Annotated in this window: 10 protein-coding genes; 8 read left to right on the top strand and 2 right to left on the bottom strand. The window is 68.8% G+C overall.

Going from position 1 to position 14541, the window contains the following annotated elements; all coding sequences use genetic code 11:
- Window positions 1-76 precede the first annotated feature (76 nt).
- Window positions 77-670, top strand: a complete 594-nt coding sequence (locus ACTWNK_RS34825; protein ID WP_474309161.1) for a DUF5819 family protein — start codon at window positions 77-79, stop codon at window positions 668-670.
- Window positions 667-1713 (top strand): HTTM domain-containing protein, encoded by a 1047-nt coding sequence (locus ACTWNK_RS34820; protein ID WP_474309160.1) that lies wholly within the window; start codon window positions 667-669, stop codon window positions 1711-1713. The genes ACTWNK_RS34825 and ACTWNK_RS34820 overlap by 4 nt, the downstream gene beginning before the upstream one ends.
- Here ACTWNK_RS34820 and ACTWNK_RS34815 read toward each other — a convergent pair.
- Window positions 1710-1955 (bottom strand): ArsR/SmtB family transcription factor, encoded by a 246-nt coding sequence (locus ACTWNK_RS34815; RefSeq protein WP_474311069.1) that lies wholly within the window; start codon window positions 1953-1955, stop codon window positions 1710-1712. The genes ACTWNK_RS34820 and ACTWNK_RS34815 overlap by 4 nt on opposite strands.
- A gap of 215 nt (window positions 1956-2170) precedes the next feature.
- On the bottom strand, window positions 2171-3118 hold the full coding sequence (locus ACTWNK_RS34810) for a serine hydrolase (protein WP_474309159.1): 948 nt from the start codon (window positions 3116-3118) through the stop codon (window positions 2171-2173).
- A gap of 121 nt (window positions 3119-3239) precedes the next feature.
- Here ACTWNK_RS34810 and ACTWNK_RS34805 point away from each other — a divergent pair, with 121 nt between their 5' ends.
- The 6 genes from ACTWNK_RS34805 to ACTWNK_RS34780 all read left to right on the top strand — a co-directional run bounded on the left by ACTWNK_RS34805 (window position 3240) and on the right by ACTWNK_RS34780 (window position 14397).
- Entirely contained in the window at window positions 3240-4157 is a 918-nt protein-coding gene (locus tag ACTWNK_RS34805) for an ABC transporter ATP-binding protein (protein ID WP_474309158.1), read from the top strand.
- The gene (locus ACTWNK_RS34800; protein WP_474309157.1) at window positions 4126-4926 is read left to right on the top strand and encodes an ABC transporter permease subunit; all 801 of its coding nucleotides are present in this window, start codon (window positions 4126-4128) and stop codon (window positions 4924-4926) included. Before ACTWNK_RS34805 ends, ACTWNK_RS34800 begins: the two co-directional genes overlap by 32 nt.
- Window positions 4926-5903 (top strand): PucR family transcriptional regulator, encoded by a 978-nt coding sequence (locus tag ACTWNK_RS34795; RefSeq protein ID WP_474309156.1) that lies wholly within the window; start codon window positions 4926-4928, stop codon window positions 5901-5903. The genes ACTWNK_RS34800 and ACTWNK_RS34795 overlap by 1 nt, the downstream gene beginning before the upstream one ends.
- A 36-nt stretch (window positions 5904-5939) precedes the next feature.
- Window positions 5940-7595 (top strand): FAD-dependent oxidoreductase, encoded by a 1656-nt coding sequence (locus tag ACTWNK_RS34790; RefSeq protein WP_474309155.1) that lies wholly within the window; start codon window positions 5940-5942, stop codon window positions 7593-7595.
- A 335-nt stretch (window positions 7596-7930) separates the two neighbouring features.
- Window positions 7931-13858 (top strand): polymorphic toxin-type HINT domain-containing protein, encoded by a 5928-nt coding sequence (locus tag ACTWNK_RS34785; protein ID WP_474309154.1) that lies wholly within the window; start codon window positions 7931-7933, stop codon window positions 13856-13858.
- Window positions 13858-14397: a hypothetical protein gene (locus ACTWNK_RS34780; RefSeq protein WP_474309153.1), complete on the top strand. Its 540-nt coding sequence runs from the start codon at window positions 13858-13860 to the stop codon at window positions 14395-14397. The genes ACTWNK_RS34785 and ACTWNK_RS34780 overlap by 1 nt, the downstream gene beginning before the upstream one ends.
- The last annotated feature ends 144 nt before the right edge of the window (window positions 14398-14541 follow it).

Below are 14541 nucleotides of genomic sequence, written 5' to 3'. Positions count from 1 at the left end.
AAGGCGCCTGGTGCTAGGTGGGATTTTCGGTTGCGCCGCAGCACTCACCGGACACTTTCTCCTGACTTTCCTATACGTGGCGCCCTGGAATCCGGTCTACGACAAGGGGGCATCGGTCGTCGACGGCTACATCAATCCGTACTTCGGCCAGAACTGGGAGTTGTTCGCCCCCGATCCCATCGACTACAACCCCGCCGTGCAGGTGCGGGCGAAGGTCAAGAACGCCGATGGGTGGGAGCGGCACACGGGCTGGGAGGACATCACCGTGGCGGAGATGCGGATGGTCGAGGGCTCGCTGTTCCCCAGGCGTACGTCGCGGATCGTGGGCGGGGCGCGGCAGATGATGACCGATGCCGACGTGGCACCGGAGAGCCCCGCCGGGACTGAGGAGGAGGAAGAGGAAGGGGAGGAGGAGACGGCGGATCCCGTGTTCCAGGAGCAGGCGGTACGGCACATGCGGGCGGTGGCGACGCTGGCCGCCAGGGCGCGGTGGGGTGACGGGGTGAGCGCGGTGCAGGTGCGGGTCACCGACCACGTGTTCGCGCGGTTCGACGAGCGCGCGGGTGTGAGCCGGAAGGACGGGCAGCGGACCTACGGCGACTTCGGGTGGTGGCAGCCGGCGAAGGTCTCGGCGCATGCGGTGCGGCTGTGGAAGGAGGCGCACCGGTGAGCGACGTGCGACAGGATGACGTGTTGCCATCGCCGCGTCGGCTCTGGGCGCGTGGGCGGGCCCGGTTGTGGGATGCGGTCGAGTGGGTCTCGGGGGCTCGGCACGGACTCTACGGGCTGGCGGTGCTCCGGATCGGCTACGGCGTGGTGTTGCTGGGGTTGCTGCTGACCGCATACGGCGATCGGCGGGTGCTATGGGGGCCGGAGTCGCCGTGGACGGTGGGCCTGCTGAACGAGAGCCTGGCCGAGGAAGGCACGTTCTCGATCTTCGCGCTGACCGACTCGGGATGGTTCTTCGAGGTGGTATACCACGCCTTCATCGGGCTTGCGGTACTGTTCACACTGGGCTGGCGGACGCGGTGGGTGACGCCGTTGCTGGCGGCGATGGTGTGGTCGTGGCACCAGCGGGAGCCGTGGGTGCTCGACGGTGGCGACAACCTCATGCAACTCGTCCTGATCTACCTGTGTTTCGCCGACCTGTCGGGCCGTTGGTCGCTCGACGTCCGTAGAAGGGGCACGGTCGAGGTGCGGGACGGGCTGCGCCGGAGGCTGGGAGGCGTCCTGCACAACGCGGCCCTGCTGGCGACGTTGCTGCAGGTGAGCATCCTGTACATGAACGCGGGTCTGCTCAAGGTACGCGGTGAGATGTGGCAGGACGGGACGGCGTTGTACTACACGCTGCGGGTGACGGAGTTTCAGCCGTTCCCGTGGCTGAGCGAACTGGTGTACGACAATGCCTTGCTCGTCACCGCCGGGACGTACACGGCGGTGTTCGTGCAACTGCTGTTCCCTTTGTTGATGCTGAACACGGTGACGAGGCGGCTCGGTCTGGTCGCTGTGACCGGGATGCATGCGGGAATCGGTGTGTTGATGGGGTTGGCGTCGTTCTCGTTGATCATGATTGCGACCGACCTGCTGTTCGTGCGCGGCCGTACCTATCAGCGGGGAGCCGCCGTGACGCGGGTGGTCGTGGTGAAGGCGCGCCGGAGGTTCGGCGGGAAAGAAAAGGTGGTGCTGCCTGAGCCGTTGAAGGTCGGCCCCTAACGCGTGGTGTCCTGGGCGGCTGCCGTCAGGGCCAGGATGGGGAAGATGGCCTTGGGGGGGACGCGGTAGACGCCGCGTTCGGGCTGTTCGACCAGGTGGGCCGACTGGAGGGTCTTGAGGTGGTGGTAGAGCTGGCCGGGTGAGGCGAGGCCCAGGGCGGACTGCAGGTCGGCGATGGCGCGGGGGCCGGCGGTGAGCAGGCGCAGGATGTCCAGGCGTGCGGGGTGCCCGGCGGCGGCCAGGACGGCGGCGATGGGCGCGGTGGGCAGGGTCAGCAGGTCGGCGGGGTCGTGTACGGCATGCCATTCGCAGGTCTGGCCGCCGAGTTCGGCCTGCCCGCCGTACTCGAAGCGTCCGGATGCCGAGACGGTGGTGGACGACGGGGCGGGAGGCCGGGCGATGGACGCCTCAAGCGCCGCGACCCTGGCCTCCAGCGACTGGATGCGCGTCTCGTCGGTCAGAGCGGCCTCGCTTCGGGCTGGAGGGCTTGCCCGACCCTGGGCGCGAAGCCGGGATCGGTGGAAAGCCGGGCGATGAACTGCTGCAGAGCATAGCCGAGCGTCCCGGACAGCCAGGTCGACAGCGGCAGGTGGCGCAGGGCGAGCACGGTGTGGCGGGCGCCGGCGGCCTGGGTGTGGACGGACATGGCCTCGCTGAGCACGCCGGGCAGTGCGCCGGGCTTGACGCCGATGACCGGTTCGGGGGTGGCGCCGGGCCTGCGCATGGGCCAGCGCAGGTGCTGGGCGGCCAGCGGGTCGGCCCAGCACGCGGTCAGGGCGGTGTGCAGGGCGGCGGGGGTGAGGCGCGTGACGGTGTCGGCCCAGGCGGCCTGCCGGGACAGTCGGCCCATGCTGAGTTTGACGTCGCCGTGCTCGATGTGGCGGCGCAGGCACGCGTCGGCGCTGCCGGGGCGGTTGCCGTACTCCTTGAGCAGTTCGCCGTTCACCGGGCCCACGGGGGTGGCGGCGATCTCGGCGAGGTGGTCGGGGCCGAGGCGGTCGCGCAGCAGGTCGGCGGCGGCGTTGTCGCTCTCCTCGATCATGGCCGAGACGACCTGGTCGAGGGTGACGACGGGTCCGGCCTGCAGGCGCTTGAGCGCCTTGTCGTGGGCGCCGCCGTCGGTGCCGGGCAGGTGGTAGGCGCGCCAGAGAGCGAGTTCGACCGGTTCGCCGGGATCGGCGGTGCCCTGCCGTACGGCCTGGGCGTAGGCAAGCAGGTGCACGACCTTGATGGCGGAGGCGACGGGGAACAGGACGTCGGCGTTGTGGGCGAGCCCGGTGGTGACGAGGGCGACGTCGCCGGGATGGGCGGTGAGGTAGGCCAGCAGCGACTCGGTGTCCTTGAGGCGGGGCGCGAAGGTGGCGGCCGAGGCGACGATGTCGGCGAGCGAGGGAAGGAGATGCATGGATCTACGATAACTCGAATTTTCGGAATTTAAAACTTTCTGGAGCACGGAACGGAAGCGGCGGCCAGATGTCCGGGTTCGGCCCTGTCACGGGCCACCCGCCCGGAGGAACATCGACGCCATGACAGCAGTGGTGCGAGCCGAGGGGCTGACGAAGTTCTACGGCGGGCGCAGGGGACTGGAAGACCTCGACCTGGAGATCCGCGCCGGAGAGGTCTTCGGCTATCTCGGGCCGAACGGCGCAGGCAAGACGACGACGCTCAGACTCGTCCTGGACGTCATCAGACCGACCAGAGGCCGCGTGACCGTGCTCGGGCACGACTCGCGCGACCCGGAGGTACGGGCCCGCATCGGCTACCTGCCGGGCGAACTGGCGCTCGAAGGCGGGGAGAAGGCCAAGGACTTCCTCGCCTTCATGGCCGCGATGCGCGGCGGCGTGCCGCAGGGGCGGGTGACGGAGCTGGCCGAACGGCTCGACGCCGATCTGTCGGTCCCGATGGGCAGGCTCTCCAAGGGCAACAAGCAGAAGGTCGGCCTGATCCAGGCCTTCATGCACCGCCCCGACCTGCTCATCCTGGACGAGCCGACGAGCGGCCTCGACCCGCTGGTCCAGCAGGAGGTGCTGGCCATGGTGCGCGAGACGAGAGCCGAAGGCCGCACGGTGCTGATGTCCTCGCACGTGCTGGCCGAGGTCGAGCACGTCTCCGACCGGGTCGGCATCGTACGCGCCGGTCGCCTGATCGCCCTGGAGGAGGTGGCGGCGCTCCGGGAGCGTGCGGTGCGCAAGGTGGAGTTCCACTTCGACGCGCCGGTGCCGCCGGAGGCGTTCAAGGGGCTGCCCGGTGTGCGGGAGCTGCGCATCGAAGGCGCCCATCTGCGCTGCACGATCGACGGCAGGCCGGATGCGTTGATCAAGGCGGCGGCGGCCTTCACCGTCGTCCACCTGGTCAGCGCCGAGCCCGACCTCGAAGAGATCTTCCTGACCTACTACAGCGAGGAGGCGCGTGATGCCGGTGCTGCTGGCGAAGGCCCTGCGTGACAACCGCAGGCCGCTGATCGGCTGGACGCTCGGGACGTCGTTGTTCTTCGGCGGGTACGGCGCCTTCTTCACCCAGGTCAAGGCCGAGGCCCACCTGTACGGCCAGCTGGTGCTGAACAAGTACCCGGGCGTGCTGCGCGACCTGATGGGCGGTCTCGGCGACTTCACGACGGGCGCCGGCTTCCTCCAGACGCTGGTGTACCAGCTGTTCGGGCCGCTGCTCCTGCTGCTGTGCGCGACCGGCATGGCGGGCCGCGCGATCGCCGCGCCCGAGGAGTCGGGCACGCTGGAGCTGACCGTCACCCTGCCGGTACGGCGGCGCAGGCTGCTGCTGGAGAGGTTCGCGGCGATGGCGCTCGGGCTGCTCGGCGTGGCGGTGGTGACGTTCGGCGTGGTGTGGGGGGTGGCTTCGGCGGTGGGGATGGGCGTGCCGTTCTCCAGGCTGGTGGCCGGGCACGTCGGTCTGTACCTGATCGCGCTGCTGTTCGGGACGCTGTGCCTGGCGGTCGGGGCCGCGACCGGGCGCAAGGCCCTGGCGCTGACCGTCGTCGGCGCGGTGGCGCTGACCGGCTACGCGGTGCAGACGCTGGGCAAGGGCGTCGAGGCCGTCGGCTGGCTCAGGGGGGTCTCGCCGTTCCGCTACTACCTCGAAGGGCAGCCGCTGCACCACGGCTTTCCGGTCGGGGACTACCTGGTGCTCGCGGGGGCGAGCGCCGTACTCGTGCTCATCGCGGTTCTCACCTTCGACAGGCGCGACCTGGGAGTCTGATGGATCTGCTCGGCGAACGGCTGCGCGAGCTGGTGGCGGGCGCGGAGCCCAGGGCGCACTGGCATGCGTGCGGTGTCAGCGCCGCCGAGCTGGGCGTCCCCGTGCGCACCCTGGTCGAGGCGGCGCTGGAGGCGGCGCAGGGCACGGTCGTCGGCCCGGAGTTGCGCCGTTCGGTCGCCGCCCTGCTGACCGGGTACGAGGACGCCCAGCGAGAGGCGTTGCGCCAGGAGGAGAAGGCCAGACGCGAGTTCGTCGACGACCTGCTCCAGGGCAGGGCCGAACGGCTGGCCGAACGCGCCGAGCACTTCGGCCTGCGCCTGGCCGAGTCGTACACGGTGACCGTCGCGGGCTCGGCGCGGCCGTACCAGGAGGGGGTGGCCGGGCGGATCGAGCGTGACCTGGTGGCCAGGTTTGGGTCGCACAACATCCTGGTGGCGGTGCGGGAGGGGCTGCTCGTGTGTGTGGCTCCGGCCTCGCTGGCGGCGGCGACGGGGGAGTTCACCCACAGGGTGCGTGCCGACGACGCGCCCGGCTGGAGGGTGGCGATCGGCCGCCCGCACAGGGGCCCGGCCGGGATCGTCACCTCCTTCAGGGAGGCGGGAGGCGCACTCGATCTCGGGACCAGGCTCGGCCTGCGGGCGAACGTGCTCAAGGCGGCCGATCTGCTGGTCTTCCCCGTTCTGCTGCGCGACAGGGAGGCGATCGAGGACCTGATCCGTACGGTGCTGAGCCCGCTGCTCGAGGCCAGGGGCGGGCCGGGGCCGCTGCTGGAGACGCTGGAGGCGGTCTTCGCCGCGCAGGGCAACCAGACGGCGGCGGCCAGGCGGCTGGGGGTGAGTGTGCGGGCGGTGACGTATCGGCTGGAGCGGGTCAGGAGGCTGACCGGCTTCTCGCCCGACGATCCGACGCAGCGCTTCACGCTGGAGACGGCCGTACTCGGAGCACGGCTGCTGGATTGGCCCGCATCGCTAGTATGAGACATAGGTGTCTCGTCATGAGAAAGAGGTGTAGCGATGCACTGGGACCACAGCTATGACGTCGTCGTGGTGGGCTCGGGAGCCGCGGGACTGGCCGCCGCCCTCACCGCGAGGCTGCGCGGGCTCACCGCACTCGTCATCGAGAAGACGGCCACGTACGGCGGGTCCAGTGCGTTGTCGGGCGGAGCCATCTGGGTGCCGGGCAATCTCTACCTGGAGGGCACCGCGCTGCGCGACAGCCGTGAGGAGGCCGCGCTCTACCTCAAGGAGACCGTGGGCGACCGCGTGCCGCGCGAACGCCTTGAGGCCTATCTCGACCTCGGTCCCGAGATGGTGCGCTTCCTGCACGAACGCACCCGGCACATGCGCTTCGAGTACACGCCCGGCTACTCCGACTACTATCCCGAGCGGCCCGGCGGCAAGCCGCTCGGCAGGTCGGTCGAGCCCGTCCTGTTCGACCTGCGCAAGCTCGGCCATCTGCGGGCCACGATGCGCCGGGCCGAACTGCCCACCTACGGCATGGTGATGAACTCCCGCGAGTTCCACAAGGTCAACATGATCTCCAGGACGTGGCGCGGCAGGCGCATGGCGCTCAGGATCGGCATGCGGGCGGTCACCTCGCTGCTGACCGGCGCACGCTACGCCTCGCTCGGGGAGGCGCTCGTCGGCAGGCTGCGGCTGTCGCTGGCCGAGGCGGGCGGCCAGGTCCGGGTGAACACGCCGTTCGAGGACCTCGTCGTCGAGGACGGCAGGGTCGCCGGGGTGCGGGCTTCGGGCAAGAGCATCCAGGCACGCGGCGGTGTGATCCTGGCCGCCGGAGGGTTCTCGCACAGCCAGGCCCTGCGTGAGCAGTACCTGCCGGCCCCGACCGACGCCCGGTGGACCTCGGCGGCGCCGGGCCAGACCGGTGACGTGATCGCCGCCTCCGTCGCGGCCGGAGCCACGCTCGACCTCATGGACAGGGTGTGGGGCATGCCCACCGCCGTGCCCTCGGGCGCCGCGCCCGTCTTCCTCGTCACCGACCGGGCCGTGCCCGGCATGGTCATCGTGAACCGCGACGGCGACAGGTTCGTCAACGAGGCCGTGCCGTACCACGAGTTCGTCGACACGATGTACGCCAAGGACGCCGTCGAGTCCTGGATGATCATCGATCAGCGTACGAAGAACCGCTATCTCATGCTCGGGCACTTCCCCGGCCAGCCGTTCAAGAAGGCGTGGATGCGCGGCGACTTCATCAGGAAGGCCGACACGGTCGCCGAACTCGCCACGAAGATCTCCGTCGCACCCGCCAGGCTCCAGGCCACCGTCGACCGTTTCAACACCCTCGCCGCCCGAGGCAGGGACGAGGACTTCGGCCGCGGCGACAGCGCCTACGACGCCTACTACGGCGACCCCACGCTGCCCCATCCCAACCTCACCCCCATGGACAAGGGCCCCTTCTACGCCATCCCCATCAGGCCCGGCGACATCGGCACCAAGGGCGGCGTGGTCACCGACGCCAAGGCCAGGGTCGTCAGGGCGGACGGCACCCCCGTCGAAGGCCTGTACGCCGCGGGCAACGCATCGGCCGCGGTGATGGGCGAGACCTACCCGGGGCCCGGGGCGACGCTCGGCCCGGCGATGACGTTCGGATATGCGGCGGCGACCGATATCGCGCATTCTTTGGGAAAGGGAGTCGATTCCTCGCACTGAGTGAGGAAGCGGAAGGTGACGTTCCCGATGAACTGCCAGGTATGGAATCGGCGGCGATGCCGCTGAACTGCTCGCCGCCTATTCCCGAGCGAAATGACGGAATGCCACCCCTATAAATTACGGGTTGCGCACCCCCTGAAGCCCTGCTTGTCTCCGATATGGAAATGAATGGCTGAACTCTCAGCCCGGGGACTATTCAACGGGGGTTGAAGCCCATGCGCGACAAGCGTTCTGTTCGGCGTGCCCGGATTCTGATCCTGGCCGTGGTGTCCACTCTTCTCGCCTCATTCTTATGGGCTCCCGTACCGATCGCGGCGGCGGCGGATCCGCCACCCGTGGCGCAGGTGAAGGCGGGTGCCGGGCCGGTCAACCGGCCGCTGCCCGCCGGTGTGCGCCCGGACAAGGCCCCGGCCCAACGGCCGCCGGTCGTGCCCCTGGGCGCGAAAGCCGAGGGCAAGCCGGTCGAGCTGGCCGGGGCCAGGTGGTCGTCGCTGGTGGCCAGGCCCGCCGCCGTCGCCGACGACGGCTTCACCGACCTCGACCTGCGCCCCGGGTACGCGCTGGGCGACACCTCGCTGATCACCTACTTCAACGGCTCCGGCGTCGATCCGTCGTGGACCGGCGCACGGGTGCGGTTGTACGACGTGGAGTCGCAGACCGAGCAGGCCTCGTCGCTGGTGTCGCGTGCGGATCTGGCGTCGTCGTACTGCGGTTCGGGCGGGCAGTTCTGTCGTTCGTTCGGTGCTGTGGACGGCTGGGTGCTGGACCCGGCCAAGCAGTACTTCGTGACGGTCGCCGCGGTGTTCGGCGACGGGCGTGAGGTGGTGTCGAATCCGTCGGGTGAGGCGCAGCCGCGTGTCACGTCGGTGCCGCCGCCGGTGCCGAACGAGCAGGCGGCCGGGTGCGGGTGTGGCAATGCGCTGGCGTTGACCGCGGCCGGGCAGGCCTCTCGTGCGTCGGGTGTGAATACCGGTACGGGGGCGTATGTGCGGACCGAGCAGGATTTCGCGATGGCGTCGTTCGGGCCGCAGTTCGTGTCGGCTCGTACGTACTCGTCGATGAACCGCGGCGCGAGCCCGCTGGGGCCGGGCTGGAACTGGTCCTACGACATGCGGGTCACCCCGGCGGGCGAGGGCGCCGTGCTGGTCAGGGCCGAGGACGGCGCCCAGGCCAGGTACACCGCCGACGGCGACTCCTACAAGCGCCCGCCGGGTGTGCGCTCGACGCTGCGCAAGACGGCGAGCGGCTGGGAGCTGAAGACGCCCCGCCAGGTGCGTTACGCCTTCGACGCCCAAGGCCGCCTGGTCTCGGTGCGCAACGCCCGCGACGTCGGCGTGACGCTGGCGTACGAGGGGCTCGGTGTGAACATCACCGACGCCTCCGGCCGGGTCGTCGAGGTACGGATCGAGGGCGGTCTGATCAGGCAGATCAGTCTGCCGGACGGCCGTAATGTGAACTACTTCTACACCGGTGGCCTGTTGACGAGGGTGCTGGACGCGCGTGGTTTCGCGTGGCGGTACGCCTACCACGCCAACAGCCTGCTCTCGCAGGTGGTGGATCCGCACAATGTGGCGATCGTGTCGAACGTCTACGGCGCCGACGGGCGGGTGACGTCGCAGCAGGACGCGCTGGGCAGGCAGACGGTGTTCGGGTGGGATGCCGGGAAGGAGGAGGCGTCGACGACCGACCCGGACGGTGTGACGATCTGGGACGGGTACAAGGGCAACACGCTGGTCTACTCCCAGCGTGCGACCGGCGATTCCGACAACCACCGGTATGACCCTGCGCTGAACCGTGATTTGGTGGTGAACGGCAATCAGTACCAGCACGAGGCGACGTTCGACGCCAACGGCAACCGGGTGCGCGCGGACGCGCCGAAGTCTTTGGATTTCTCGGAGAGGACGAAGTTCGACGCGAACAACAATCCGACCGAGCACACCGACGCCAATGGCCAGGTGTGGAAGGACACCTACAACGAGTTCAACGAGCTGGTCCGCAGTGTGGATCCCGAGAACAACGACATCACCCACACCTACGACACGCGCGGCCTGCGCCTGACGACGACCGACCAGCGCGGCAAGGTCACCAGGTACGAGTACTACGCCACCGGCATGCCGAAGGCCGTGATCTCGCCGACCGGACGCCGCAACGAGGTCACCTACGACGTGACCGGCCGTACCCTCACCTCGGTCGATCCGCGCGGCCTGGTGGCGGGGGGCAATCGTGCCGCCTACACCACCCGGTACGCCTACGACGCCCAGGACCGGCTGCTCAGCACGCTGGAGCCCGGCAAGACGGGGGCCTGGCGCACCGGGTTCGACGAGACCGGTCGCAAGATCCGCACCCAGACGCCGACCGGCCAGACGACGGTCTACGCGTACTTCGCCAACGGTCTGCTCAAGACGGTCGACGACGAACGCCGCACGACCACGTTCACCTACACGGCGGCCGGCCGCAAGTCCGCCGACCTGGTGCATCTGCGCACGCGTGCCCCGATCACGACCACGTACGGGTATGACGCCAAGGGCCTGCTGAAGACCGTGGTCTCGCCACGAGGTAACGAGCCCGGCGCGAATCCGGCGGACTTCACGACGACCTATTTCTACGACGCCAACGACAATCCGATCCGGGTGCGCACGCCGTATCCCGGGGGTGGTTTCACCGAGCGTGACATCAAGGTGGACCCGCTCGACCGGACGACGAACAAGACCGACGAGCTGGGCAAGTCATCGGCTTTCCAGCGCGACAAGACCGGCCAGGTCACGGCGACCACGGACAACCTGGGCCGTAAGACGTCCATGGAGTACGACCGGTCGGGTCGTCAGACCGAGATCAAGGATCCGGGCGGGAAGGCGACCAGGACCGAGTACGACCCCGCCGGGAACCGGATCAAGGAGACGAACGCGGCGGGCGGCGTCACGACCTGGAAGTACGACGACGACGGCCTGCTGGTGAGCGTCACCGAGCCGCGTGGCAACCTGGAGGGCGCCGATCCGGCCCGGTTCACCACCCGCTACGAGTACGACCAGGCCGGGAACCAGGTCAAGTCCATCGACCCGCTCGGCGCGACGACCACGATCGCCTACGACGCGACCAGCAGGGTCTCGGCGAGCACCGACCCGAAGAACCGCACCACCCACTACACCTACCGCGAGGACGACCTCCCGGCGACGGTGCACACCCCGGACACGCCGTACAACCCGGCGGATCCGACCGCCAGGTCGACGGTGTACGGGTACAGCGTGGACGGTTTGCTGGAGTCGGTGCGCGATCCGGCCGGGCGGTACACGCGGATGGCCTACGACGATGCCGGGCGTCTGATCACGCGGGCCGATCCGCTGGCCAGGCGGGTGGAGGTCACCTACGACGCGGAGAACAACGCGCTGTCGGCGATCACCATCAACGGGCCGGAGTGGGTCAGCCCTGAGGAGCGGCTGAAGCGGACGATCGTCAACACCTACGACATCCGGGGCCGCCGCACCAAGACCGCCCTGGGGTCGGAGGGCCCGGCCTACACCTACGGCTACGACGCCAAGGACCGCACCACGGCCTACGGCGACCCGGCCGGGGTACGCGAGGTGGCCTACGACGACGAGGACCAGATCACGACGGTCACCCGCAAGACCGCCGGGCTCGACGACGAGAGGTTCACCTACGGCTACGACGAGCGCGGCAACATCACCTCGCGCACGTATCCGGACGGCACGCAGGTCAGCGCGGCCTACGACGACGACTCCCGTCAGACCGAGCACAAGGTCGCGGGCGGTATCGCCGGGGGCACCAGCACCTGGACCTTCGCCTACGACGCCGCCGGACGCCGCACCACGACGACGCTGCCGGGCGGCGGGCTGAGCGAGAGGCGCGCCTACGACGACGCCGGACGCCTGACCTCCATCCGCACCGCCGACGGGGACGCGGCCCCGGTCTCGGCGTTCGATCTCACGCTGGACCCGGTGGGCAACCCGACGAAGGTCACCACCACCAGGGGGACGGCGTCGGAGGCGGTGGTCTACTCCTACGACAACGTCGACCGGGTCACCTCGGCGTGCTACTCGGCCACCAGCTGCGCGACGGGTTCGCAGATGGCCGGGCGTATCGACTACACCTACGACCTGGTCGGCAACCGCACCTCCCAAAAGCGCACGGGCAGCGCGGGCAACGACACCACCACCTACGCCTACGACGCCGCCGACCAGCTCACCCGTGAAACCGTGGCCAAGCCTGGCTCGGTGGTGGCGCGTGACTTCGGCTACGACGTCAACGGCAACCAGATCCGGGCCGGAGCCGACCGGCTCACCTACAACCTGGACAACAGCCTGGCCACCGCCACGGTGAACGGCAACAAGGCCGCCTTCACCTACGACGCGACCGGCCTGCGCCTGTCGGCGGCCACCAGCACCGCGGGCGGCACCCTGGCCGCCACCCAGCGCTGGAGCTGGGACACCAACGGCACCCTGCCGCAGATCGCCCTGGACACCACCACCAACGGCAACGGCGCCACGGTGGAACGACAGGGCTTCGCCTACGGCCCCGACGACGAGCCCCTCGCCCTGCTCAACGGTGCCGCGCACGCCTACACCCACGACTGGCTCGGCGGCGTCGCCAACATGCTCGCCCCCGGCGGGCAGGTGGAAGCGGGCTACGACTACGACCCGTTCGGCAATCCCCGCACCGGGCCCACCCTGACCGCGCCTCCCTCCCAGCAGGCGCCCGACAACCCGATGCGCTTCACCGGGGCGTACCAGGACCAGACCAGCGGCGAGGGCAACTACTACCTCAGAGCACGCAACTACAACCCGGGCACCGGCCGCTTCACCGCGACGGACGCCATGCCGACGGGGATCGGCAAGAGCTCGGCCTACACCTACGCGGCCAACAACCCGCTCGTCTACACCGACCCGACCGGCATGGTCCTCGACGCCGGAGGAGGAGGCGGCGGCACCGCGCCGAACCAGGAGGTCGACCCGGGGCCGAGTCCCGAGGACGTGGCCAAGGCCCAGCAGCTGCAGAACAAGAGCGTGCTGGACGTCATCCTGGAGGCCGGCGGCCAGATCCTCATGGAAGTCCTGGGGATCAACGACATCATCAACTGCCTCAACGGCGACCTCGGCGCCTGCGTCATGGCCGTGGTCGGCAACCTGCCCTGGGGCAAGATCTTCAAGGCCAAGAAGATCATCGAGGCCATCTGGCGAGCCGGCAAAGCCGTCATCACCTTCTTCAAGGAACTCAACTGGGCCAAAGCCATCCTGAGAGGAGCCGAACGAGCCGCCGAAGCCGCCAAGGCCGCAGCAGCGGCAGCAGCCAAGGCAGCAGCCGAAAAGGCGGCCGCGGCCAAGGCGGCAGCCGAGGCATACGCGAAGAAGGTGGCCGCCGAAGCGGCAGAACGGGCCAAGGCACTGGCCGCCAAGGCCAAGGCGAAGACCAAGCCCAAACCAGCGGCCAAGTGTGAGAACAGCTTCGTCGCAGGCACGCCGGTCCTGCTGGCCGACGGCACCAGCAAGCCCATCGAAAAGGTCGACCTCGGTGACCAGGTCATCGCCACCGACCCCGAAACGGGAGAGACCAAGACCGAACCGGTCGTCGGCCTCATCCGCGGCGAGGGCGAAAAGAACCTGGTCCGCATCACCGTCGACACCGACGGCGACGATGGCACGGCGACCAGCCAACTGGTGGCGACCGACAACCATCCGTTCTGGGTGCGGGACCAGCGCAAGTGGCTCGACGCCGACCAGCTCGAGCCCGGCATATGGCTGCGCACCAGCGCCGGGACATACGTCCAGGTAAGCGCGGTCAAGCAATGGACCCAGCACGAACGCGTCTACAACCTCACGGTCGCCGACATCCACACGTACTACGTGTACGCCGGGACCACAGATGTCCTCGTCCACAACTGCGAAACCTTCTACCGGGCGATGAGCGAGAAGGAGTTCAAGCAGCTCGGTGAAAACAGTGGCAGCATTACGGTCAAGGGGACTGAGAACTTCGTCACCCAGTCACGTGAATACCTCGAAGGGTTGAGGGACAGATTCACGAGAAGGGGTGGCAGAAATGCCGACAAGTACACCGTGCTGGTACGCTTCCAAATGGCGGACGGGACGAGGGATGCGCTCACGGCCGCCGGGAAAATGCCTGACGATATCGGCTCCGACATGGCCGCCGTCCATCTGAAGATGGAGCGGGGAGCGCAGACGTTCGGCCTCAGGCCGGGCTCGGTCGATGTATTCAACTCCAGAATTCTTGGATTCGAGAGGATAGACTGGTAATGAGTTTCGGGAGTGACGAATTCCTTCTTGGCGAGGTCGACTCGCTGATCACCGGGTTTGTCACTCCCGAGCAGGCTCGGGCCATCGTTCGGGAGCATCCTCAGGTCGAGGAATTGATCGTGGGTTGGATTCGCCGGGCAGCCCGTCACGGGGACTGGCCGAGGGTGGGCCGTCTGGCGAATCTTGCCGCTCCGCTCGCGCCGCCTGGGCTTGGGGAGGAGCTCAGCGGGCTGCTTGAGGGGGATCGGCCGGGGCTTGATGTCGAGGACCTCGTGGACATCCTCGGGGAGATACGGGCAGCGGGTGCCGCACGTGCGATTCATGGGCTGGTCGCGCGTTCGGTGGTGTCCGATGCTCCGGCTTATTGGCTGACGCAGAAAGCCGTTCTCGCTTTGAGTGAGTTCGGCACCGGTGAGGCGGATGGATTTCTGCGGGAGATGACTGCGGAGGACTGGCCGGACCCGATTCGCTGGCATGCCGCGGTGGCTTTGGGGATAGAGGACGAACTCGGGTTCGATGAGGATCGGATGACGGAGTGACCTTGCCGGAATCTGCTGGTCATGGAGCTCGCCTGACCGCCGCTGCCGAGGAAGACGGTCTCGCTATTGGTGGGCTGCTCGTTCCGGTGGTTCTGGATTATCGGGTGTCGCGTGGGCGGCCGCGTGTTCTGTATCTCGGGTTCG

The sequence above is a fragment of the Nonomuraea sp. IBHARD001 genome (assembly GCF_056106265.1).
This window is presented reverse-complemented; position numbering and strand designations above follow the sequence as displayed.